The following is a 20,058-nucleotide window of genomic DNA, read 5'->3' as shown; positions in this document are numbered from 1 at the left end:
ACGCGCGAGATGAAAAAAGCCCGGCCCAGGTTTCCCTGGCCGGGCTTTTTCACGGGCGGTGTGTCAGCAGGTGCAGCACATCACCGGCATGCCGTTGCAGCTCATCATCATCGGCATGCCGCACTCCATCATCTTCATCATCAGTGCGCAGCAGTTCTTGAACATGTCCATGTTCATGCCCTGCATCGGCATCATCTTGCACATCATGCCGTTGCCCTGCATGGAGCAGGTCATCATGCATTTCATCGACGGCATGGGCATGCCCATCATCATCGGCATCATGGTCATCTGCGGCATGCCCATCATGGGCATCATCGCCATGCCGGCCTGGGACATGCACATCATCGACATGTTGCCGCAGTGCATCATCATCGGCATGCCGCAATCCATCATCATCGACATCATTTCGCAGCTGTTGCGGAACATGGCCATGTCCATGCCGGCGGCCGGCATCATGGTGCATTCCATGCAATCGTCCATCATCTTGCACGTCATGGTGGCCATCATCATCGGCATGCCCATGGGCATCATCATGCCGTTCATGTTCATGCCGGCGTTCATCGGCATCTGCATCGCGTTCATCATGTTCAAGCTCCCTGAAGCCAGAATTGTTCGGATGGGTCGAAAGGTTTCGTGGGGCCGATTCTAGGCGGCGCGGCAGGGCCGGCAAGATGCGCATGGAGCAGCGATCGAGCCCGTCTCGGCAGCGCCCATGACGGTATGGCAGGTAATTTCGAAGCAGGGGCGTCCATTCGTCTGCTGGAGCGATCGGACGGGGCGCGGGGAAGGCCGTATCGACGCTATGGATATTCACTTCAGCGCTATGCAAAGAACTGAAGTGAATAATCGATCTAACCAGCCGCCGGTTTTTCGCGGCGAAGGGGAGGGCGCTGCATCAGATGCCCCAGCGCGCCGCCCTCAGGCTCTCGCCCAACTGGTGTGGATGCAGCCGTGCGGGGCGGCGCCGGAGGATCTCCAGCAACTGCTGCAGGCCGTCCTCCAGGCGCTGGCGCAGGTCGTCGGCCAGGGTTCCCCCCTGCTCGTCATAGCTGACCTGGGCATCGACGGCGAAGATGCCGTGCAGCACCTCTTGCGCCTTGAGGGCGGAGAGCACCGGCTTGAGCGCGTAATCCACCGCGAGCATGTGGGCCAGGCTGCCGCCGCTGGCGATGGGCAGCACCGGCTTGTCGCACAGGGCGCGCTCCGGCAGCAGGTCGAGCAGGGTCTTCAGCGCGCCGGAGAAGGACGCCTTGTACACCGGCGTGGCGATCACCAGCGCATCGGCGCCGGCCACCGCCTCGATCAGCGCCTGCACGTCCGGGCTGTCGAAGCGCGCGTGGAGCAGGTCCTCGGCCTTGAAGTCATGGATACCGAAGTGGCGCACGCTGGCGCCGTGCTCGACGAGCCAGCGCTGGCCGTGGGCGAGGATCACGCCGGAGCGTGAGCGCAGGCCGGGGCTGCCGGCGAGGGTGACGATCCGCATGCTGGGCTCCTCAGGCCGCCTGGCCGGTGGCGGGGGTGTCGTGGCCGGTCAGCTCGGTGAGCAGTTCTTCCTTGAGCTTCTGCAGCAGCGGCGAGGCGCGGTCGCGCGGGTGCGGCAGGTTGACCCGGATCTCGTGCTTGATGCGCCCCGGGTGCGAGTCGAGGACGATCACCCGGTCGCCCAGGTAGAGCGCCTCCTCGACGTCGTGGGTGACCATGATCATGGTGCTGCGCTGCTGGATCCAGATGCGTTGCAGCTCGCGCTGCAGGTGCACGCGGGTGAGGGCGTCGAGGGCGCCCAGGGGCTCGTCGAGCAGCAGCACCTTGGGCTTGTTCACCAGCGCCCGGGCGATGGCCGCGCGTTGCGCCATGCCGCCGGAAAGCTGGTGCGGCCAGGCATTCTCGAAGCCCTGCAGGTTGACCAGGGCGATGTGCTCGGCCACCAGGCGCTCCTTCTCGGCGGCGCTGAGGCGGTGGTTCTTCAGGGCCAGGGCGATGTTCTCGCGCACCGTCATCCAGGGGAACAGGCGGTGGTCCTGGAACACGATGCCGCGCTCCAGGCTGGTGGCGGCGATGCGCTGGCCGTCCAGGAGGATCTCGCCCTCGTAGTCGTTCTCCAGGCCGACGATCAGCCGCAGCAGGGTGGATTTGCCGCAGCCGCTGGCGCCGACGATGCTGACGAACTCGCCGGGGGCGACCTTCAGGTCGATGCCTTCGAGCACCGGCAGGGTGCGGCCTTCGATGCGGTACTGCTTGCTCAGGCCGCGGATCTCCAGGGCGCCGGTCAGCGTGTGGGGCTGCCCCAGCGGGGCCTTCTGTGGCAGTGCTGTCATGGTCATCAACCTGTGTTCAACGGGTGTTGCGCCAGCGCAGCAGATGGCGCGCCAGGCGGGAAAAGGTGAGGTTCATCAGGTAGCCGAGCAGGCCGATGCAGAGCACCGCGAGGACGATCACCTCCATGCGCGAGCCGGCCTCGGCGCTCATCATCAGGTTGCCCAGGCCCGCCCCGGAGGAGAGGAACAGCTCGCTGCCCACCGCCGTCACCCAGGCGAACGCCAGGGCGTGCAGCAGGCCGGTGGCGATGCTCGGCAGCGCGGCCGGCAGCAGCACATGGCGGAACTGCTGCAAGGGGTGCAGCTCGAAGACCCGGCCCACCTCGCGGTAGCGCTTCTCCACCTGGGTGAAGCCCTCGTAGGTGTTGAGCACCATCGGGTAGAAGGCGGCCAGGGAGACGATCAGCACCTTGGAGAATTCGCCATTGCCGAACCACATGGCGATCAGCGGGATCCAGCCCAGCATCGGCACCTGGCGGATGGCATGGAACAGCGGGCCGATGAGCCGGTCGGCCACCTTCGACAGCGCCATCAGCACGCCCAGGGCGAGGCCTGCGATCACGCCGAACAGCAGCCCGCCGCTGGTGCGCGCCAGGCTGGCGAAGAGGTTGACCAGCAGCTCGCCGTTGCCCAGCAGCTCGACCGCCGCCCGGCCGATGCTGCTCAGCGGGACGAAGGCATAGGCGTTGGCGGCGTCCTGGCGCGACAGGGCTTCCCAGCCGGCCAGCAGGGCCAGCGGCAGCACCAGGCCACGCAGGCGCGGCAGCCATGAAAGGATTCGGGACATGGGCATCTCCTAGCGCGACTGCCAGCGGAACAGGCGACGTTCCAGCAGGCGGAAAATGAAATCGAGGCCGAAGCCGATCACCCCGGTGACCAGCACGCCGACCATCACCACATCGATGCGCAGCATCTGCCGGCCCATCTCGATCATCTGCCCCAGGCCGCTGTCGGCGGCCAGCAGCTCGGCGGCCACCAGCACCACCCAGGCGCGGGTCAGGCTGATGCGCAGGCCGGTGATGATCGGCGGCGCGGCGGCGGGGAAGGCCACCTCGCGCACCAGGGTCGGCCAGCTCAGGCGGTACACGTCGGCCACCTCGAAGTAGCTGCGCGGGATGGCCTTCACCCCCTCGCTGGCGGCCAGGGCCACCGGGAAGAACGCGGCCTTGGCGACGATGACGATCTTGAAGGTCTCCTCGATGCCGAAGAACAGCACGAACATCGGGATCAGGGCGATGCTGGGAATCTGCCGCAGGCAATGGAACAGCGGGCCGCAATAGGCCTCCACCTGCTTCGACAGCGCCATCAGCACGCCGAAGGCCAGGCCGCCGACGGCACCGAAGCAGAAGCCCAGGCCCAGGCGCGACAGGCTGCCGCCCAGGTGCTCCTGCAGCTCGCCGCTCTGCAGCAGCTCCTCGAAGGCCTCCAGCACATGCAGCGGCGGGATCAGCAACTGGCGGGGGAACAGGCCGGCGTCGGCCACGATGGCCCACAGCGCGAGCAGCGCCAGGGGCGAGATCAGCCAGGTGAGCGCACCCGGCAGGCGTTTCAGGGTCGCGGTCATGTCAGGCCTCGTTCAACAGCGAAGGGGCGGGTGCCGAGTTTCGTCGCCGGGCGCGCAGCCAGCAGGCGAGGGCGGTGGCCAGCACCAGGGGAATCCAGCAGAGGAACAGGTTGCCGAGCCCGGCCAGGTGGCTGATCAGCCCGCCGAGCATGGCGCCGCCGAAGCCGCCGAGCATGGTGGCGAGGTTGAACAGGCCGGAGATCTTGCTCTTGTCCATGGCGTGGCTGGCCAGTTGCGCCATGTTCACCAGGTGCACCTGCGCCGCGGCGATGCTCAGCAGCACCGCGCCCAAAGCCAGCAGCCAGTAGTCATGGGCCAGGCCCAGCAGGGCCAGGGCCGCCACCGCCGCCAGCAGGCTGGAGCCGTAGGCGAAGGCGCGACCGCCGAGCTGCACCAGGCGGCCGAGGCCGAACAGGGCGAGCACCGAGGCCAGCCCCTGGATCATCACCAGGCTCACCGCCTGGCCCTGGGTCAGCCCGGCCACCTGCATGGCCAGCAGCAGGATGAAGGTGCCGTAGAGCGAGCCGGTGGACGCGCTGACCGCCTCGATCAGGCAGCTCTCGCTGATCGCCGGGTTGCCCAGCATGGTGCGCACCTCGTCGAGCAGGCCGCTGCCCAGCACGCCGGCCACGGCCTCGTCGCCGGCGTCCTCTTCCCAGAAGCCCAGGCTGTAGGCGGCCATCGCGCCGAAGCACAGGCCGATCACCACGAAGCCCAGGGTGAAGCTGCCGGTACCGCTCAGGGCGTTGCCCAGCAGCGGGCCGATCAGGCCCATGCCCAGGGTCAGCGCGCCGCGGTACCAGCCGGCCTTGGCGTGGCCGATGTGGCGCAGCTGGCGGAGGAAGGCGCTGTTCATCGAGACGATGCGGAAGGGGATGCACAGGCCGATCAGCAGCCGCGCCACCGCCAGCCACAGCCAGCTGGCGAACACGGGGATCAGCAGGTTCAGCTGCATCGGCCCGAGGCTGGCGAGGAAGTACACCCGCCGTGCGCCGAAGCGGGCGATGACGAAGCCGGCGGGCAGGGTGACGAAGATCATCCCCAGGGACTCCATGGCGGCGATCACGCCGATCTGCATCGAGTTGGCGCCCAGCTCCAGCGCATAGAGGGTGGTGACGATCTTCGCCATGCCGATGGTGGCGCCGCTGAAGGCGGCCAGCAGCAGGAAGTTGAAAAGGAAGGCGGAGGGCCGCTGGCTCATGGTCGCGCCCCGTATTGCGAGAGCGGTGCCGTGACGGGCGAAGGTGGAGCGGAAGTCGGGAGCATCGGCTGGATCCTGGTCGAACAGCTGGCAATCGGTAGCGCAGGGCGCATCGACCGCATGGGCCAGGAGACATAGCAGCATGCGTGCCGCTTTTTGGTATTCGACCAACTCATTGAATTAAAAGGATTTTATTGGGAGTTTCGGCGCGACTGCGGCTGTCGTGCTGCAAGGCCAGCAGCCCGCTGCTTGAAGGGTGTTGCTGGGGCAGCAGTGGGGCGACAGGGTGTTCTTGCCGGCGCGCAGGTGCGGTTTCTGCGGACTCTTCCTGTGGGAGCGAATTCATTCGCGATGCTCTTTCGCGGTTGAAACCGCTCCCACAAGAGCAGGGCGGAGCTCCGTGATCCCTGTAGGGGCGACTTCAGTCGCCAAGCAGCCCGTAGGGTTGCCCGGCATTGTTGGGGGCAACTCCGTTGCCCTTGGGCGAATGAATTCGCCCCTACAGCTCTGTGCCGGCTGCATCCCTTTCGCGAGCAGAGCTCGCTCCTACGGGTGGGGTTCTCGCTCATCAACTGTTGCTCCAGCAACACCTGACCAACAGATTGCCTGCTCCGGCAGCCGCCAACTGTTGGACAAAATATTCAAATAATTGATTTATAAGGAAATAAAAATCAGGCACGGCTTGTGCTTTGTCTCTTTGCAAGCAAGGTCGCGGGTGTTCGCGATCCAACAGCACGAGCAGAGAGCCATGTCCCAAGACGTCATTTCCGCCCCCTATGCCCTGGGCATTCCGGACGCCCACATCATCCGCAGCGACGCCGAGGCCATCGAGGTCGCCCACCGCGTGGCGGCCTTCCTGCTGGAGGGCGACGCCGAGCGCGACCGTACCCGCGAGGTGCCGCCGGAGGTGGTGGACGTCTTCTCCAACAGCGGCCTCTGGGGCATCACCGTGCCCAAGGTGTTCGGTGGCGCGGAGGTGAGCTACGCCACCCTGGCCGAGGTGATCGCCATCATCTCCGCCGCCGACGCCTCCCTCGGGCAGATCCCGCAGAACCACTACTGCCTGCTGGAAGACATCCGCCTGCAGGGCACCTACGAGCAGAAGCGCGTGTTCTTCGGCCTGGCGCTCAAGGGCAACCGCTTCGCCAACGCCCTGTCGGAAACCGGCGGCAAGAACGTGCAGGACATCCAGACGCGCATCCGCCGCGACGGCGACGCCCATGTGATCAACGGCCGCAAGGGCTACTGCACCGGTTCGCTCTACGCCCACTGGCTGGCGGTGCTGGCCGTGGACGAGGACGACAAGGGCCAGCTGGCCTTCGTCCAGCGGGGCAGCGAGGGGCTGGTGGTGGTCGACGACTGGTCCAGCATCGGCCAGCGCAACACCTCCAGCGGCACGGTGCTGGCCAGGGACCTGCGGGTGCCGGCCGAACACCTGTTCCCCACCTACCGCTCCTACGAGAGCCCGACCCTGGCCGGGCCCTTCGCCCAGATCACCACCGCCGCCATCGACGCCGGCATCGCCCGCGCCGCGCTGCGCGACACCCTGGCCTTCGTCCGCGAGCACGCCCGCCCCTGGATCGACGCCGGGGTGGAGAAGGCCAGCGAAGACCCGCTGACCCTGATCCAGATCGGCAACCTGGGCATCCGCCTGGAGGCCGCCGAAGCCCTGCTGGAGCGCGCCGGCAAGGTGATGGACGCGGCGCGCCCGGCGCCGGATGCCGACAACGTCGCCCTGGCCTCCATCGCCGTGGCCAAGGCCAAGGTGCTGACCACCGAGATCGCCATCGAGGCCGCCAACCGCCTGTTCGAACTGGGCGGTACCCGCTCGACGCTGCAGCAGCACAACCATGACCGCCACTGGCGCAACGCCCGCGTGCACACCCTGCACGACCCGGTGCGCTGGAAGTACCACATCGTCGGCAACTGGATGCTCAACGGCGTCAAGCCGCCGCGCCACGACTGGTCCTGAGGCGCCCCATGAGCAAGCAGATCCGCCTCAACGCCTTCGCCATGAACACCGTCGGCCACCTGTCCCCGGGCCTCTGGCGCCACCCGCGCGACCAGGCGCGGCGCTACACCGACCTCCACTACTGGATCGAGCTGGCGCGCACCCTGGAGCGCGGCAAGATCGACGGCCTGTTCATCGCCGACGTGCTGGGCGTCTACGACGTCTACCACGGCGGCCCCGAGCACGCCCTGCAGCACGCCGCCCAGGTGCCGGCCAACGACCCGCTGCAGCTGGTACCGGCCATGGCCGCGGCCACCGAACACCTGGGCTTCGGCGTCACCGCCTCGGTGTCCTTCGAGCACCCGTACCCCTTCGCCCGGCGCATGAGCACCCTGGACCACCTGACCCGTGGCCGCGCCGGCTGGAACATCGTCACCTCCTACCTGGAAAGCGGCGCGCGCAACATCGGCCTCAAGCAGCAGCTCAACCACGAGCAGCGCTACGCCCTGGCCGCCGAGTACCTGGAGGTCTGCTACAAGCTCTGGGAAGCCAGCTGGGAGGATGACGCCGTGGTCGCCGATGCCGAGCGCGGCGTCTACGCCGACCCGGCCAAGGTGCACCCCATCGCCCACAAGGGCGCGCACTTCGAGGTGCCCGGCTTCCACCTCAGCGAGCCCTCGCCGCAGCGCACCCCGGTGCTCTACCAGGCCGGCGCCTCCAGCCGGGGCAAGGCCTTCGCCGCCGGCAACGCCGAGTGCGTGTTCGTCGCCGCGCCCACCCGCCACATCCTGCGCAACCAGGTCGCCGACCTGCGCCGCCAGGCCGAGGCCCATGGCCGCAAGGGCAGCGACCTGCTGGTGTTCAACCAGCTCACGGTGATCGTCGCGCCCACCGACGCCGAGGCCCAGGCCCGGCTGCGCGAATACCGCGAGTACGCCAGCCAGGACGGCGCGCTGACCCTGATGTCCGGCTGGACCGGCATCGACTTCGGCCAGTACGCACCGGACCAGGTGCTGCGCCAGGTCGAGAGCAACGCCATCCAGTCGGCGGTGGACGCCTTCACCGCCGCCGACCCGAGCCGCACCTGGACCACCGCCGAGATCGCCGACTACTGCGCCCTGGGTGGCGACGGCCCGCTGCTGGTGGGCTCGCCGCAAAGCGTCGCCGACGAGCTGCAGGCCTGGGTGGAGGAGACCGACGTCGACGGCTTCAACCTGTCCAGCATCGTGGCGCCGGAAACCTTCGTCGACATCGTCGACCTGCTGGTGCCGGAGCTGCAGGCGCGCGGGCTGTTCAAGCGCGACTACGAAGCCGGCAGCCTGCGCCACAAGCTGTTCGGCCAGGGCGACCGCCTCGCCGAGCCGCACCCGGCGGCGCGCCTGCGCAGGAGGGGCGAGGCATGAACGCGCTGCTCGCCAACCTCGACTGGGTGGAGATCGGCCAGGCCTGCATCGACACCCTGACCATGCTCGCCCTGGCCCTCGGCTTCACCGTGCTGCTGGGCCTGCCGCTGGGCGTGCTGCTGTACCTCACCGGCAAGAAGCAGCTGCACGAGAAACCCGGCTTCTACCGGCTGGCCTCGGCCCTGGTGAACATGCTGCGTTCGCTGCCCTTCATCATCCTGCTGATCGTGATGATCCCGCTGACCACGCTGCTCACCGGCACCTCCCTCGGCGTTGCCGGGGCCATCCCGCCGCTGGTGGCCGGCTGCACGCCGTTCTTCGGCCGCCTGGTGGAAACCGCCCTGCGCGAGGTCGACCGCGGCCTGGTGGAGGCCACCCAGTCCATGGGCGCCAGCACCTGGCAGATCATCTGGCACACCCTGCTGCCCGAGGCGCGCACCGGGCTGATCGCCGCCGTCACCGTCACCGCCATCGTGCTGGTGGACTACACCGCGATGGCCGGCGTGATCGGGGGCGGCGGGCTCGGCGACCTGGCCATCCGCTTCGGCTACCAGCGTTTCCAGACCGACGTGATGGTGGTCACCGTGGCCCTGCTGGTGGTGCTGGTACAGGCCCTGCAGATGAGCGGCGACCGCCTGGTGGTGCGCTACAGCCGCCGCTGAATCCCTATCCCGCGCGGCAGCCGGGTCCCGCTGCCGAACACGGCCCCACGTCCGCCCCACGACGGCCAACCCAACACTGCCCCAGGAGCAACACCCATGAAAAAGGCTATCGCCGTACTGGCCGCCGTCGTCGCTTTCACCGCCCAGGCGGGCGAGAAACTGGTGGTGGGCGCCACCCCCGTGCCCCACGCGGAAATCCTCGAATTCGTCAAACCTGCCCTGGCCAAGGAAGGGGTCGACCTGGACATCAAGGTGTTCACCGACTTCATCCAGCCCAACGTGCAGCTGGCGGAGAAGAACCTCGACGCCAACTACTACCAGTACCGCCCGTTCCTCGATGAGTTCAACAAGAGCCGCCACACCGACCTGGTTCCGGTGGTGGGCATCCACATCGAGCCCTTCGGCGCCTACTCCACCCGGATCAAGTCGCTGGACGAGCTGAAGGACGGCGCCTCGGTGGCCATCCCCAACGACCCGGTCAACACCGGCCGCGCCCTGGTGCTGCTGCACGAGGCCGGGCTGATCAAGCTCAAGGACCCGAGCAACACCCTGGCCACCCAGCGCGACATCGCCGAGAACCCGAAGAAGCTGAAGATCCGCGAACTCGAAGGCGCGCTGCTGGCCCGCTCGGTGAGCCAGGTGGACCTCGCCTTCGTCTTCGCCAACTACGCCCTGGAAGCCGGCATCGACACCAACAGCGCGCTGATCGTCGAGAAGGGCAAGGACCTCTACGCCGAGTTCCTCGTCGCCCGCCCCGACAACCGCGAGGACCCGGGCGTGCAGAAGCTGGCCAAGGCGCTGAATTCGCCGGAGGTCCGCCAGTTCATCCTCTCCCGCTACAAGGGCCAGATCGCCCCGGCGTTCTGACTCACCGGCCCCGTGCCGGCCGCCCTCCGGGGTGAACGGCGCGGGGCGTAATCCGCAACCCAAGGCCACACCATGACCAACGAAACCGAACCCAAGGTTCTTCGTGATGAAGCACCGCCGCTACACCCGGCGGCGCTGATCGAGAACGATGCCCAGGCCCTGCTCGCCGCCCACGAAGTGGCGAAGCTGGCCAAGGAAGGGGCTGCACACCGTGACCGCGAACGCCTGCTGCCCTGGCGCGAGCTGGAACTGTTCACCCGGCTCGGCCTGGGTGGCATCCGCATCCCGCGCGCCTACGGTGGCGCCGAGGTGTCCTTCGTCACCCTCGCCGAGGTGTTCCGCATCCTCTGCGCCGCCGACCCGGCGCTGGGGCAGATCCCGCAGAACCAGTTCGGCCTGCTCAGCGTCATCGAGTACGTCGGCAGCGAGGCGCAGAAGCGCAAGGTCTTCGCCGGCATCCTCGAAGGGCGCCGCCTGGCCAATGCCGGCCCCGAGCGCAACACCCGGCACACCCTGGAGATCAAGGCGCGCATCACCCGGGGCGACGCCGGGCTCGAGGTCAGCGGCGAGAAGTTCTATTCCACCGGCGCGCTGTTCGCCCACTGGGTGGCGGTCAAGGCCATCGACGACAGCGGCGTCGGCGTGCTCTCCCTGGTGGAGCGCGGCGTGCCGGGGCTTGCCATCGTCGACGACTGGTCCGGCTTCGGCCAGCGCACCACCGCCAGCGGCACCGTGCTGCTGGATCGCGCCCCCGTGGCCGACGACCTGGTGTTCCACAACGGCCGCCTGGTCGAGGTGCCGAGCATCCAGGGCGCGCTGTCGCAGCTGATCCAGGCGGCCATCGACGCCGGCATCGCCGAGGCCGCCATCGACGACGCCATCGCCTTCATCCGCGAGCGCTCGCGGCCCTGGGTCGACGCCGGCGTCGAGCGGGCCAGCGAGGAGCTCTACACCCTCGCCGAGATCGGCCGCCTGAAGGTCGAGCTGAACGCCGCCAACGCACTGCTGGAACGCGCCGGCCAGGTGCTCGACGAAGTCGCCGCCGCGCCCATCGACGCCGAGGCCGCCGCGCGCGCCTCCATCGCCGTGGCCGAGGCCAAGGTGCTCACCACCGAAATCAGCCTGCTGGCCAGCGAGAAGCTGTTCGAGCTGGCCGGCAGCCGCGCGACCCTCGCCGAGTTCAACCTCGACCGCCACTGGCGCAACGCCCGGGTGCACACCCTGCACGACCCGGTGCGCTGGAAGGTCCACGCCGTCGGCAACTACCACCTCAATGGCGCCTTCCCGGCGCGTCATTCCTGGATATGAGGCAGCGACCATGACCCTCCTGCAACCGCAACAGGGCCCGGCGGTGGCCATCATCCGCGACGACGCCGAGGCGCTGGCCGTGGCCCGCCAACTGGCCGGGCAATTCCGCAGCGGCGCCGCCGAGCGCGACCGCGAACGGCGCCTGCCCCATGCCGAACTCGACACCTTCAGCCGCTCCGGCCTGTGGGGCATCACCGTGCCGCGCGCGTTCGGCGGCGCCGGCGTGTCCCGCGTCACCCTGGCCCGCGTGCTGGCGATCATCTGCGCCGCCGACAGCTCCATCGGGCAGATCCCGCAGAACCACTTCTACGCCCTCGAAGTGCTGCGGGTGAACGGCAGCGAGGCCCAGCAGCGCCGCCTGTTCGGTGCCGCCCTGGCCGGCGAGCGCTTCGGCAACGCCCTGGCGGAGATCGGCACGCGCACCTCCAACGACCGCATCACCAAACTGGTCGCCGATGGCGAGAACTTCCGCATCCAGGGCCGCAAGTTCTACTGCACCGGCGCGCTCTACGCCCAGCGCGTACCGACCCTGGCGGTGGGCGAGGACGGCCACCAGCATTTCGCCTTCGTCGAACGCAACGCACCGGGGCTTTCGATCGTCGACGACTGGTCCGGCTTCGGCCAGCGCACCACCGGCAGCGGCACCGCGATCTTCGACAACGTGCCGGTGGCCGCCGAGGACGTGGTCTCGTTCCAGGCCGCCTTCGAGCGCCCGACCACGGTCGGCCCCTTCGCCCAGATCCTCCACGCCGCCATCGATGCCGGCATCGCCCGCGAAGCCTACGAGGACGCCCTGGCGTTCGTGCGCACCCGCTCGCGGCCGTGGATCGACTCGGGGGTGGACAAGGCCAGCGAGGACCCGCTGACGATCCACGAGTTCGGCCGCCTGGCCATCCGCCTGCACGCCGCCGAGGCCATCCTCGACCGTGCCGGGCGCATCCTCGACGCCGCCACGGCGGAGCCGACGGCCGAGAGCGTGGCCGCCGCCTCCATCGCCGTCGCCGAGGCCCGCGCGCTGACCACCGAGGTCTCGCTCAGTGCCGGCAGCAAGCTGTTCGAACTGGCCGGCACCCGCGCCAGCCTCGCCGAGCACAACCTCGACCGCCACTGGCGCAACGCCCGGGTGCACACCCTGCACGACCCGGTGCGCTGGAAGTACCACGCGGTGGGCAACTACTACCTCAACGACGTGCTGCCGCCGCGCCGGGGGACGATCTGATGGCGCGCAAGCAGATCCTCCTCAACGCCTTCAACATGAACTGCGTGGGGCACATCAACCACGGCCTGTGGACCCACCCGCGCGACCGCTCCACGGACTACCGCAGGCTCTCCTACTGGACGGAGCTGGCGCAGCTGCTGGAGCGCGGGCTGTTCGACGGGCTGTTCCTGGCGGACATCGTCGGCGTCTACGACGTCTACCAGGGCAACGTCGACCTGACCCTCAAGGAGAGCATCCAGCTGCCGGTCAACGACCCGCTGCTGCTGGTCTCCGCCATGGCCGGGGCGACCCGCCACCTGGGCTTCGGCCTCACCGCCAACCTCAGCTACGACGCGCCCTACCTGTTCGCACGGCGCATGAGCACGCTGGACCACCTGAGCGACGGCCGCGTGGGCTGGAACATCGTCACCGGCTACCTGGAAAGCGCGGCGCGGGCCATGGGCCTGACCCAGCAGGTGGAGCACGACCGCCGCTACGACCAGGCCGACGAGTACCTGGAGGTGCTCTACAAGCTCTGGCAGGGCAGCTGGGAGGAGGGCGCGGTGCTCGGCGACCGCCAGCGGCGCATCTATGCGCAGCCGGACAAGGTGCACAAGGTCCAGCACCACGGCGAGTTCTACGACGTCGAGGGCTACCACCTCTGCGAGCCCTCGCCGCAGCGCACGCCGGTGCTGTTCCAGGCCGGCTCCTCGGCGCGCGGCCTGCGTTTTGCCGGCGAGCACGCCGAGTGCGTGTTCATCAGCGGCAACAACAAGACCGCGACCCGCGCCCAGGTGGACAAGGTGCGCGCCGCAGCCGTGGCCGCCGGCCGTGATCCGCAGGCGGTGAAGGTGTTCATGGGCATCAGCGTGATCGTCGCGCCCACCGAGGCCGAGGCCCGCGCCAAACACGCCGAGTACCTGGCCCACGCCAGCGCCGAGGCGGGCGTCGCCCACTTCGCCAGCTCCACCGGCATCGACTTCGCCGAATACGGCCTGGACGAGCCCATCCGCCCGGTGAAGACCAACGCCATCGAGTCGGCCACCAACAAGCTGCGCGAAAACAGCCTGACCCGTCGCCAACTCCTGGAGCAGCACGCCCTCGGCGGCCGCTACATCCTGCTGGTGGGCTCGCCGACCCAGGTGGCCGACGAGCTGCTGGCCTGGGTCGACGAGACCGGGCTGGACGGCTTCAACCTCACCCGCATCGTCACCCCGGAAAGCTACGCCGACTTCATCGACCTGGTGATCCCCGAACTCCAGGCCCGTGGCGCCTACAAGACCGCCTACGCCGAAGGCACCCTGCGCCACAAGCTGTTCGGCGCGGGGGATCACCTGCCGGCCAGCCATAAGGGCGCCGCTTTTTCTGTAGGGGCGAACTCATTCGCCCAGCAGGCCGCAGGCGTGCCCCTCGGTGCCCCCGGGAGCGCTGCGCGCTCCTTGGCGACTGAAGTCGCCCCTACACAGTGATTCTCCATTACCCGAGGAATGAACCCATGACCCGATTTACCCTCAAGACCCTGGCCCTCGGCCTGCTGCTGGCCGGTGGCATCGCCCAGGCCGCCGACCAGCCCCTCAAGCTCGGCACCACCGCCGCCTTCGCCCCGCCCCTGGAAGTGGCGGTGGAGGAAGCCGCCAAGCAGGGCCTGAAGGTCGAGCTGGTGGAGTTCACCGACTGGAACACGCCGAACATCACCCTGGCCAATGGCGACATCGACGCCAACTACTTCCAGCACACGCCCTTCCTGGAGAACGCCAACAAGGAGGGCGGTTTCAAGCTGAAAGCCTTCGCCCCCGGGATCATCAACAACGTCGGCCTCTACTCGAAGAAGTACAAGGCCATCGCCGACCTGCCCGAGGGCGCCAAGGTGGCCATCGCCAACGACCCCATCAACGGCGGTCGCGGCCTGCAGCTGCTGCAGAAGGCCGGCCTGCTCAAGCTCAAGGAGGGCGTGGGCTACAAGGCGACCCTGGACGACATCGTCGACAACCCCAGGCACATCGACATCATCGAGCTGGAGGCCGTGCAGCTGGTGCGCGCCCTGGACGACGTCGACCTGGCCCAGGGCTACCCGCACTACATCCGCCTGGCCGGCACGATCGACCCCAACAGCGCGCTGCTCTTCGACGGCATCGAGAACAAGGAATACGTCATCCAGTTCGTCACCCGTGGCGATTACCAGGACGACGGCCGCCTGGCGAAGTTCGTCGAGGTGTACCAGCACTCGCCGCAGGTGCGCGCGGCCCTGGACAAGGCCCATGGCTCGCTCTACCAGCCCGGCTGGCAGTGACGCCCCAGGGATAGGCGTGGGAGCGAATTCATTCGCGAAAGGAGCGCGCAGCGCGCCCAGGGTGGCCCCGGCAGGGCAGCCCTGCGGCCTGCATCGCGGATGAATCCGCTCCCACAGGATGAAGACGTTCGCCCTGGCGCTGTTGATCGTTGTAGGGGCGAATTCATTCGCCCAAGGGCAGCAACGCTGCCCCAGCGGGGCCGAGGAGCAGCCCTTCGGCCTGCCTGGCGAATGAATTCGCCCCTACAGGTTTGCGTCACTCGGCAATTTGAATCAGAGAGGCCCTTATGGTCAGTTTCAACCGCAACATCAGCCTGGACCTGCCGCACATCCGCCTGCAGGGGCTGGGCAAGGCCTACCAGGGCAACCAGGGGCCGGTGCAGGCGTTGCAGGGTATCGACCTGGAAATCCGCCGGGGCGAGGTGTTCGGCATCATCGGTCGCAGCGGCGCCGGCAAGTCATCGCTGATCCGCACCCTCAACCGCCTGGAGAAGCCCTCGGTGGGCCAGGTGGTGATAGACGAGGAAGACATCGGCACCTTCGACGAGAAGCAGCTGGTGCTGCTGCGCCGCCGCGTCGGCATGATCTTCCAGCACTTCAACCTGATGTCGGCCAAGACCGTCTGGCAGAACGTCGCCCTGCCGCTGAAGGTGGCGGGCGTGGCGAAGGCCGATATCGAGCGCAAGGTCGCCGAGTTGCTGGCCCTGGTGGGCCTGTCGGAGAAGCGCGACGCCTACCCGGCGCAGCTGTCCGGTGGGCAGAAGCAGCGCGTCGGCATCGCCCGCGCGCTGGTGCACCAGCCGGAAATCCTGCTCTGCGACGAGGCCACCTCGGCGCTGGACCCGGAAAGCACCCAGTCGATCCTGGCGCTGCTGCGCGACATCAACAAGCGCCTGGGCCTGACCATCGTGCTGATCACCCACGAGATGGGCGTGATCCGCGAGATCTGCGACCGCGTGGTGGTGCTGGAGCGCGGCCGGGTGGTGGAGCAGGGCGAGGTCTGGCAGGTGTTCGGCGACCCGCAACATGAGGTCACCCGCACCCTGCTGGGCACCCTGCGCCACGAGTTGCCGGACGACCTGCAAGGCCGCCTGGCCAACGAACCGGTGGCCGGCGGCGACCTGCTGCTGGACCTGCACTTCACCGGGGCCAGCGGCCGCGAGCCGGACCTGCTGGCCATCACCCAGGCCCTGGGCACGCGGGTGAGCCTGCTGCATGGCGGCATCGACCGCATCCAGGGCCGCGCCCAGGGGCATCTGCTGGTGCGCATCAGCGATGTGGGGCAGGGCAGTGCCTGGGTGCTGGAACAGGCCCATTACCTGGCGGACAAGGCGGAGGTGCTCGGCTATGTCGCCCATGCTTGACCGCCTGCTGCAGGGCATCCTCGACACCTTGCTGATGATCGGCGCCTCGTCGCTGATCGTGTTCCTGGTGGGCATTCCCCTGGCGCTGGTGCTGGTCACCACGGGGCCGGGCGGGATCTTCGAGGCGCGCCTGGTCAATCGCTCGCTGGGCAGCGTGGTCAACGTGCTGCGCTCGATCCCGTTCCTGATCCTGATGGTGGCGCTGATCCCCTTCACCCGGCTGATCGTCGGCACCAGCTACGGCGTCTGGGCCGCCGTGGTGCCGCTGACCATCGCCGCCACGCCGTTCTTCGCGCGCATCGCCGAGGTGAGCCTGCGCGAGGTGGACTTCGGCCTGGTGGAGGCGGCCCAGGCCATGGGCTGCCAGCGTCGCCACATCATCTGGAACGTGCTGCTGCCGGAGGCGCGGCCGGGCATCGTCGGCGGCTTCACCATCACCCTGGTGACCATGATCAACTCCTCCGCCATGGCCGGTGCCATCGGCGCGGGCGGCCTGGGCGACCTGGCGTATCGCTACGGCTACCAGCGCTTCGACACGCAGATCATGCTCACGGTGATCATTTTGCTGGTGGTGCTGGTGACCCTGATCCAGTTCGGTGGTGACCGGCTGGCGCGGCTGCTGAACAAGCGCTAGCCCGTGGATGCCTCCTCCGTGGGGGCATCGCGTTTCACGTAGCGATGGGCTCCGCAGCGTGTGCAGCGCTGGCAGAGCATGGGCTCGGCGCCCACGTCGGTTTCGTGTCCTTCGGTCCAGCTGCATCCGAACAGAAAACAATGGAGTCGCATGTAACCTCCCGGGGCTCGCCCCGTTCAACCAGGCAGGGGTTGGGGTGCAGTGCATGCGCCTTGTTGTTGTGCGTATCGGCCGGGGAAGCATCCGCGCTGCGGTCTAGAACGGACAACCTAAATTGCCGGCGGCGGGCGATCCGCCATTTGAGGACGCGCATCAGCGGTTGCGCTCCCGTTCCAGCAGGCCTTCCAGCCAATCGATGAACACCCGTACGCGGCGGGGCAGGTGGCGGTGGGCATAGAGCAGGTTGAGCGCGAGCGGCGGGGCCGGGTAGCCCGGCAGCAGCTCCACCAGGGCGCCGCTGGCCAGGTGCTCGCGCAGGCCCATGCGGGGCGCCTGGATCAGCCCCAGGCCGCCGAGGCAGGCCCCCTCGTAGGCGTCGGCGTTGTTCACCGTCAGGTTGCCGGCCATGGCCACGCGGTGGACCTTGCCGCCCATCAGGTACTCGAAGCCGTCGGGGCGTGCGCCGAGCACCGGCAGGTAGTGCACCAGGCGATGCCGGGCGAGGTCGTCGAGAGTGCGTGGCGTGCCGTGGCGGGCCAGGTACTCGGGGCTCGCGCAGTTGACCATGGGCATGGCGCCGAGGGCGCGCGCCACCAGGGTCTCGTCCAGCAGGTTGCCGGCGCGCAGCACGCAGTCGAAGCCTTCGCGCACCAGGTCGACGCGGCGGTCGGTGCCGCTCAGCTCCAGCTCCAGGCCCGGGTGGGCATCGAGGAATTCGCCCAGGTGCGGCATCACCACCTGCCGCGCGATGCGGCTGGGCATGTCCACCCGCAGGCGCCCGGCGAGCACTTCGCCGTCCTGGCGGAACATGCCTTCCAGCTCGTCCATCTGCGCCAGCAGCGCCTTGCTGCGTTCATACAGCGCCAGGCCGTCCTGGGTCGCCTGCACCTTGCGCGTGGTGCGTTGCAGCAGGCGCGCGCCCAGCAACTGCTCCAGCGCCTGCACCTGTTCGGAGACGCTGGAGCGGGGCAGGCCGAGGCTTTCCCCGGCCTGGGTGAAGCTGGACAGCTCGGTGACCCGGGCGAAGGTGCGCAACAGCTCGAGCTTGTTCATGGCGCGCGTCCATTTGTTCGGTTGGGGCGATCAGTATTTCCGATTTCACGGCGTTTATCAGTATTCGGTCGGACAATAAGCTGGCTCCACTTCCAACCCATCCAGGAGCACCCCCCCATGACTCGCAAGATCGCACTCATCACCGGCGCCAGCCGTGGCCTTGGCAAGAACGCGGCGCTGCACCTGGCGACCCAGGGCGTCGACATCATCGGCACCTACCACAGCCAGGCGGACGAGGCCCAGGCGGTGGCCCGCGAAGTGGAACGCCTCGGCGGGCGCGCCCGCATGCTGCGCCTGGACGTGAGCGACAGCTCGGGCTTCGGCGCCTTCGCCGCCCAGGTGGGCGAGACCCTGCAGCGGGACTTCGGCCGCGAGACCTTCGATTTCCTGGTGAACAACGCCGGCATCGGCATCCACGCCAGCTGCGCCGAGACCACCGAGGAGCAGTTCGACACCCTGGTGAACATCCAGCTCAAGGGGCCGTTCTTCCTCACCCAGAAGCTGCTGCCGGTGCTGGCCGACGGCGGGCGCATCCTCAACGTCTCCACCGGGCTGGCGCGCTTCTCCCTGCCGGGCTACGGCGCCTACGCGGCGATGAAGGGCGGCATCGAGGTGTGGACCCGCTACCTGGCCAAGGAGCTGGGCCCGCGCGGCATCACCGTCAACGTGCTGGCACCCGGCGCCATCGAAACCGACTTCGGCGGCGGCGTGGTGCGCGACAACAGCCAGGTCAACGGTTTCATCGCCAGCAACACCGCCCTGGGCCGCGTCGGCCTGCCGGACGACATCGGTGGCGCCATCGCCATGCTCCTTTCCGACGGTGGCCGCTGGATCACCGGCCAGCGCATCGAAGCCTCGGGCGGCATGTTCCTCTGATCGCCCCCAGGGCGGGTGGAACCCGCATGACCCGATGCGCGGCGGCGTCGGGTCGCACCCGGCCTGCATGCGTGACGCCTGGTGGGCGCGAGTTCATTGGCTGCTGTTGTGGATTCAAGAAAGGCTCAAGAGCTGCTCTTTCAGGGGGATTCTGGATTCCTGGCACACCCACCGCATGGGTTTCGCTTCGCTCTACACCATCCTACGAAAGCCGCCACCCATGACGCGCGCCAAGTGGTAATGCGCACATCAATGCAGAAAGCTGAGCATCAATGTTGAAGCAGCCGCCAGACGCCCCTTCAGGAGGGAAGTCTGGCGGAGCCAGACCCGTATGCAGGGGCAAGCCTTTTTGGTTTCTTTTTTGGCGACTGAAAAAAGAGACTCGCCCGGCAAGGCGAAACAGAAACCATCAGCAAGACTCGGCAATCAACCGGGCTCCAAATCCTCTAGCCACACTCAACGCAGACAGAGCCAATTCACTCGCATCGGGGAGACAGGAGAAAACAGCGGCTGCGCTTCTGGACACCCGGGTGGCGGTTCCAGGCAAGCCCCGGCCCGCCGGCTTGCCTATGGTGGCCGCTCGATTCCGCCAAGCCTGGAGCTCACATGTCCGATTTCATCACCGTCCTGCGCGAAACCTGCCCCGTCCCCGTGGTCGACGCCACCAAGTGGAAACGCATCGGCGGCGACCCGCACACGGTCAACCTCAACGCCTACCTCTCGGCCGATGGCAGCAAGATCATGGGCACCTGGATCTGCACCCCCGGCAAATTCGAGGTGAACTACGAGAAGTGGGAGTTCTGCCACTTCCTCGAGGGCTACTGCATCATCACCCCCGAAGGCGAGGCGCCGGTGCACCTGCGCGGCGGCGATGTGTTCGTCATCGAGCCGGGCATGAAGGGCACCTGGGAAGTGGTGGAGACGGTGCGCAAGTACTTCGTCTTCGCCTGATTGCGAACACGGTGGGTGCCCTGCATGGCACCCACCGTCCCGGTGTGTCGGGTGGGTGGCGCTTTTTTCATCCACCAGGCGGAGTCGGGATCGGCACACGCGTATGCCGGGGCCTTACATGGATGGGTTTCGCGGAGCTCGCGGAACGCTGCTCGACCCATCCTTGTATCTCGACTAATACCTCCACAGGGGTAATAGTCCCCGACTGATCATCGGGGGAGGGGCTGGAAGTCGTATCCATCCTTAGGCCACGAGCCTGCAA

20 protein-coding genes are annotated in these 20,058 nt (G+C 67.9%); 12 read left to right on the top strand and 8 right to left on the bottom strand.

Going from position 1 to position 20,058, the window contains the following annotated elements; genetic code table 11:
• Positions 1 to 63 precede the first annotated feature (63 nt).
• From HSX14_RS20215 to HSX14_RS20190, 6 genes are all read right to left on the bottom strand, one after another.
• The gene (locus tag HSX14_RS20215) at positions 64 to 585 is read right to left on the bottom strand and encodes a hypothetical protein (protein ID WP_173178930.1); all 522 of its coding nucleotides are present in this window, start codon (positions 583 to 585) and stop codon (positions 64 to 66) included.
• 310 nt (positions 586 to 895) lie between these two features.
• Positions 896 to 1,483 carry an NADPH-dependent FMN reductase gene (gene ssuE / locus HSX14_RS20210; protein ID WP_173178931.1) on the bottom strand — a complete coding sequence of 196 codons (588 nt, stop codon included), beginning with the start codon at positions 1,481 to 1,483 and terminating at the stop codon, positions 896 to 898.
• A 10-nt stretch (positions 1,484 to 1,493) separates the two neighbouring features.
• Positions 1,494 to 2,315, bottom strand: coding sequence for an ABC transporter ATP-binding protein (locus HSX14_RS20205; RefSeq protein ID WP_173178932.1), 822 nt, complete (start codon positions 2,313 to 2,315; stop codon positions 1,494 to 1,496).
• 16 nt (positions 2,316 to 2,331) lie between these two features.
• Positions 2,332 to 3,102, bottom strand: a complete 771-nt coding sequence (locus tag HSX14_RS20200; RefSeq protein ID WP_173178933.1) for an ABC transporter permease — start codon at positions 3,100 to 3,102, stop codon at positions 2,332 to 2,334.
• A 9-nt stretch (positions 3,103 to 3,111) separates the two neighbouring features.
• The gene (locus HSX14_RS20195; RefSeq protein ID WP_173178934.1) at positions 3,112 to 3,879 is read right to left on the bottom strand and encodes an ABC transporter permease; all 768 of its coding nucleotides are present in this window, start codon (positions 3,877 to 3,879) and stop codon (positions 3,112 to 3,114) included.
• A 1-nt stretch (position 3,880) separates the two neighbouring features.
• Complete coding sequence (locus tag HSX14_RS20190; RefSeq protein ID WP_228723468.1) at positions 3,881 to 5,224, bottom strand: MFS transporter; 1,344 nt, start codon at positions 5,222 to 5,224, stop codon at positions 3,881 to 3,883.
• Positions 5,225 to 5,828: 604 nt separating this feature from the next.
• On the opposite strand from HSX14_RS20190, the gene HSX14_RS20185 reads away from it, so the two are divergent.
• The 10 genes from HSX14_RS20185 (at position 5,829) to HSX14_RS20140 (ending at position 16,757) form a co-directional block, all read left to right on the top strand.
• Positions 5,829 to 7,052 (top strand): SfnB family sulfur acquisition oxidoreductase, encoded by a 1,224-nt coding sequence (locus tag HSX14_RS20185; RefSeq protein WP_173178935.1) that lies wholly within the window; start codon positions 5,829 to 5,831, stop codon positions 7,050 to 7,052.
• Between the two features lie 8 nt (positions 7,053 to 7,060).
• Positions 7,061 to 8,434, top strand: coding sequence for an LLM class flavin-dependent oxidoreductase (locus HSX14_RS20180; RefSeq protein WP_173178936.1), 1,374 nt, complete (start codon positions 7,061 to 7,063; stop codon positions 8,432 to 8,434).
• On the top strand, positions 8,431 to 9,096 hold the full coding sequence (locus tag HSX14_RS20175) for a methionine ABC transporter permease (RefSeq protein WP_173178937.1): 666 nt from the start codon (positions 8,431 to 8,433) through the stop codon (positions 9,094 to 9,096). The genes HSX14_RS20180 and HSX14_RS20175 overlap by 4 nt, the downstream gene beginning before the upstream one ends.
• 96 nt (positions 9,097 to 9,192) lie before the next feature.
• Entirely contained in the window at positions 9,193 to 9,963 is a 771-nt protein-coding gene (locus tag HSX14_RS20170; protein ID WP_173178938.1) for a MetQ/NlpA family ABC transporter substrate-binding protein, read from the top strand.
• 72 nt (positions 9,964 to 10,035) lie between these two features.
• Positions 10,036 to 11,271, top strand: a complete 1,236-nt coding sequence (locus HSX14_RS20165; RefSeq protein WP_173178940.1) for an SfnB family sulfur acquisition oxidoreductase — start codon at positions 10,036 to 10,038, stop codon at positions 11,269 to 11,271.
• Positions 11,272 to 11,281: 10 nt separating this feature from the next.
• A complete protein-coding gene (locus HSX14_RS20160) occupies positions 11,282 to 12,490 on the top strand; it encodes an SfnB family sulfur acquisition oxidoreductase (RefSeq protein ID WP_173178941.1) in 1,209 nt (402 codons plus the stop codon).
• Positions 12,490 to 13,938 (top strand): LLM class flavin-dependent oxidoreductase, encoded by a 1,449-nt coding sequence (locus HSX14_RS20155; protein ID WP_173178943.1) that lies wholly within the window; start codon positions 12,490 to 12,492, stop codon positions 13,936 to 13,938. The genes HSX14_RS20160 and HSX14_RS20155 overlap by 1 nt, the downstream gene beginning before the upstream one ends.
• Before the next feature lie 26 nt (positions 13,939 to 13,964).
• Positions 13,965 to 14,759 carry a MetQ/NlpA family ABC transporter substrate-binding protein gene (locus HSX14_RS20150; protein WP_173178945.1) on the top strand — a complete coding sequence of 265 codons (795 nt, stop codon included), beginning with the start codon at positions 13,965 to 13,967 and terminating at the stop codon, positions 14,757 to 14,759.
• Positions 14,760 to 15,046: 287 nt separating this feature from the next.
• Positions 15,047 to 16,123: a methionine ABC transporter ATP-binding protein gene (locus tag HSX14_RS20145; protein WP_173178947.1), complete on the top strand. Its 1,077-nt coding sequence runs from the start codon at positions 15,047 to 15,049 to the stop codon at positions 16,121 to 16,123.
• Positions 16,107 to 16,757, top strand: coding sequence for a methionine ABC transporter permease (locus tag HSX14_RS20140; RefSeq protein WP_111264390.1), 651 nt, complete (start codon positions 16,107 to 16,109; stop codon positions 16,755 to 16,757). The genes HSX14_RS20145 and HSX14_RS20140 overlap by 17 nt, the downstream gene beginning before the upstream one ends.
• Here HSX14_RS20140 and HSX14_RS31475 read toward each other — a convergent pair.
• Positions 16,754 to 16,909: a PSPA7_2676 family Cys-rich small protein gene (locus HSX14_RS31475; protein ID WP_308117431.1), complete on the bottom strand. Its 156-nt coding sequence runs from the start codon at positions 16,907 to 16,909 to the stop codon at positions 16,754 to 16,756. The genes HSX14_RS20140 and HSX14_RS31475 overlap by 4 nt on opposite strands.
• Before the next feature lie 160 nt (positions 16,910 to 17,069).
• Complete coding sequence (locus tag HSX14_RS20135) at positions 17,070 to 17,969, bottom strand: LysR family transcriptional regulator (RefSeq protein WP_173178949.1); 900 nt, start codon at positions 17,967 to 17,969, stop codon at positions 17,070 to 17,072.
• Positions 17,970 to 18,086: 117 nt separating this feature from the next.
• On the opposite strand from HSX14_RS20135, the gene HSX14_RS20130 reads away from it, so the two are divergent.
• Together HSX14_RS20130 and HSX14_RS20125 are read left to right on the top strand one after the other, a co-directional pair.
• Entirely contained in the window at positions 18,087 to 18,845 is a 759-nt protein-coding gene (locus tag HSX14_RS20130; RefSeq protein ID WP_173178950.1) for an SDR family NAD(P)-dependent oxidoreductase, read from the top strand.
• A gap of 606 nt (positions 18,846 to 19,451) precedes the next feature.
• Positions 19,452 to 19,796, top strand: a complete 345-nt coding sequence (locus tag HSX14_RS20125; RefSeq protein ID WP_021222797.1) for a cupin domain-containing protein — start codon at positions 19,452 to 19,454, stop codon at positions 19,794 to 19,796.
• Positions 19,797 to 20,058: the final 262 nt, after the last annotated feature.

The sequence above is a fragment of the Pseudomonas tohonis genome (assembly GCF_012767755.2).
Taxonomy (GTDB): Bacteria; Pseudomonadota; Gammaproteobacteria; order Pseudomonadales; family Pseudomonadaceae; genus Metapseudomonas; species Metapseudomonas tohonis.
The sequence above is the reverse complement of the archived record's forward strand: the minus strand, read 5'-3'. Positions and strand labels throughout refer to the sequence as shown.

Excerpts from the sequence above, each read along its gene's own strand:
- HSX14_RS20195 (WP_173178934.1), bottom strand. The coding sequence starts at position 3,879 with ATGACCGCGACCCTGAAACGCCTGCCGGGTGCGCTCACCTGGCTGATC.
- HSX14_RS20175 (WP_173178937.1), top strand. The coding sequence starts at position 8,431 with ATGAACGCGCTGCTCGCCAACCTCGACTGGGTGGAGATCGGCCAGGCC.
- HSX14_RS20160 (WP_173178941.1), top strand. The coding sequence starts at position 11,282 with ATGACCCTCCTGCAACCGCAACAGGGCCCGGCGGTGGCCATCATCCGC.
- HSX14_RS20135 (WP_173178949.1), bottom strand. The coding sequence starts at position 17,969 with ATGAACAAGCTCGAGCTGTTGCGCACCTTCGCCCGGGTCACCGAGCTG.
- HSX14_RS20205 (WP_173178932.1), bottom strand. The coding sequence starts at position 2,315 with ATGACAGCACTGCCACAGAAGGCCCCGCTGGGGCAGCCCCACACGCTG.
- HSX14_RS31475 (WP_308117431.1), bottom strand. The coding sequence starts at position 16,909 with ATGCGACTCCATTGTTTTCTGTTCGGATGCAGCTGGACCGAAGGACAC.
- HSX14_RS20190 (WP_228723468.1), bottom strand. The coding sequence starts at position 5,224 with ATGCTGCTATGTCTCCTGGCCCATGCGGTCGATGCGCCCTGCGCTACC.
- HSX14_RS20140 (WP_111264390.1), top strand. The coding sequence starts at position 16,107 with ATGTCGCCCATGCTTGACCGCCTGCTGCAGGGCATCCTCGACACCTTG.
- HSX14_RS20215 (WP_173178930.1), bottom strand. The coding sequence starts at position 585 with ATGATGAACGCGATGCAGATGCCGATGAACGCCGGCATGAACATGAAC.
- HSX14_RS20155 (WP_173178943.1), top strand. The coding sequence starts at position 12,490 with ATGGCGCGCAAGCAGATCCTCCTCAACGCCTTCAACATGAACTGCGTG.
- HSX14_RS20165 (WP_173178940.1), top strand. The coding sequence starts at position 10,036 with ATGACCAACGAAACCGAACCCAAGGTTCTTCGTGATGAAGCACCGCCG.
- HSX14_RS20185 (WP_173178935.1), top strand. The coding sequence starts at position 5,829 with ATGTCCCAAGACGTCATTTCCGCCCCCTATGCCCTGGGCATTCCGGAC.
- HSX14_RS20150 (WP_173178945.1), top strand. The coding sequence starts at position 13,965 with ATGACCCGATTTACCCTCAAGACCCTGGCCCTCGGCCTGCTGCTGGCC.
- HSX14_RS20200 (WP_173178933.1), bottom strand. The coding sequence starts at position 3,102 with ATGTCCCGAATCCTTTCATGGCTGCCGCGCCTGCGTGGCCTGGTGCTG.
- HSX14_RS20170 (WP_173178938.1), top strand. The coding sequence starts at position 9,193 with ATGAAAAAGGCTATCGCCGTACTGGCCGCCGTCGTCGCTTTCACCGCC.
- HSX14_RS20130 (WP_173178950.1), top strand. The coding sequence starts at position 18,087 with ATGACTCGCAAGATCGCACTCATCACCGGCGCCAGCCGTGGCCTTGGC.
- ssuE (WP_173178931.1), bottom strand. The coding sequence starts at position 1,483 with ATGCGGATCGTCACCCTCGCCGGCAGCCCCGGCCTGCGCTCACGCTCC.
- HSX14_RS20180 (WP_173178936.1), top strand. The coding sequence starts at position 7,061 with ATGAGCAAGCAGATCCGCCTCAACGCCTTCGCCATGAACACCGTCGGC.
- HSX14_RS20125 (WP_021222797.1), top strand. The coding sequence starts at position 19,452 with ATGTCCGATTTCATCACCGTCCTGCGCGAAACCTGCCCCGTCCCCGTG.
- HSX14_RS20145 (WP_173178947.1), top strand. The coding sequence starts at position 15,047 with ATGGTCAGTTTCAACCGCAACATCAGCCTGGACCTGCCGCACATCCGC.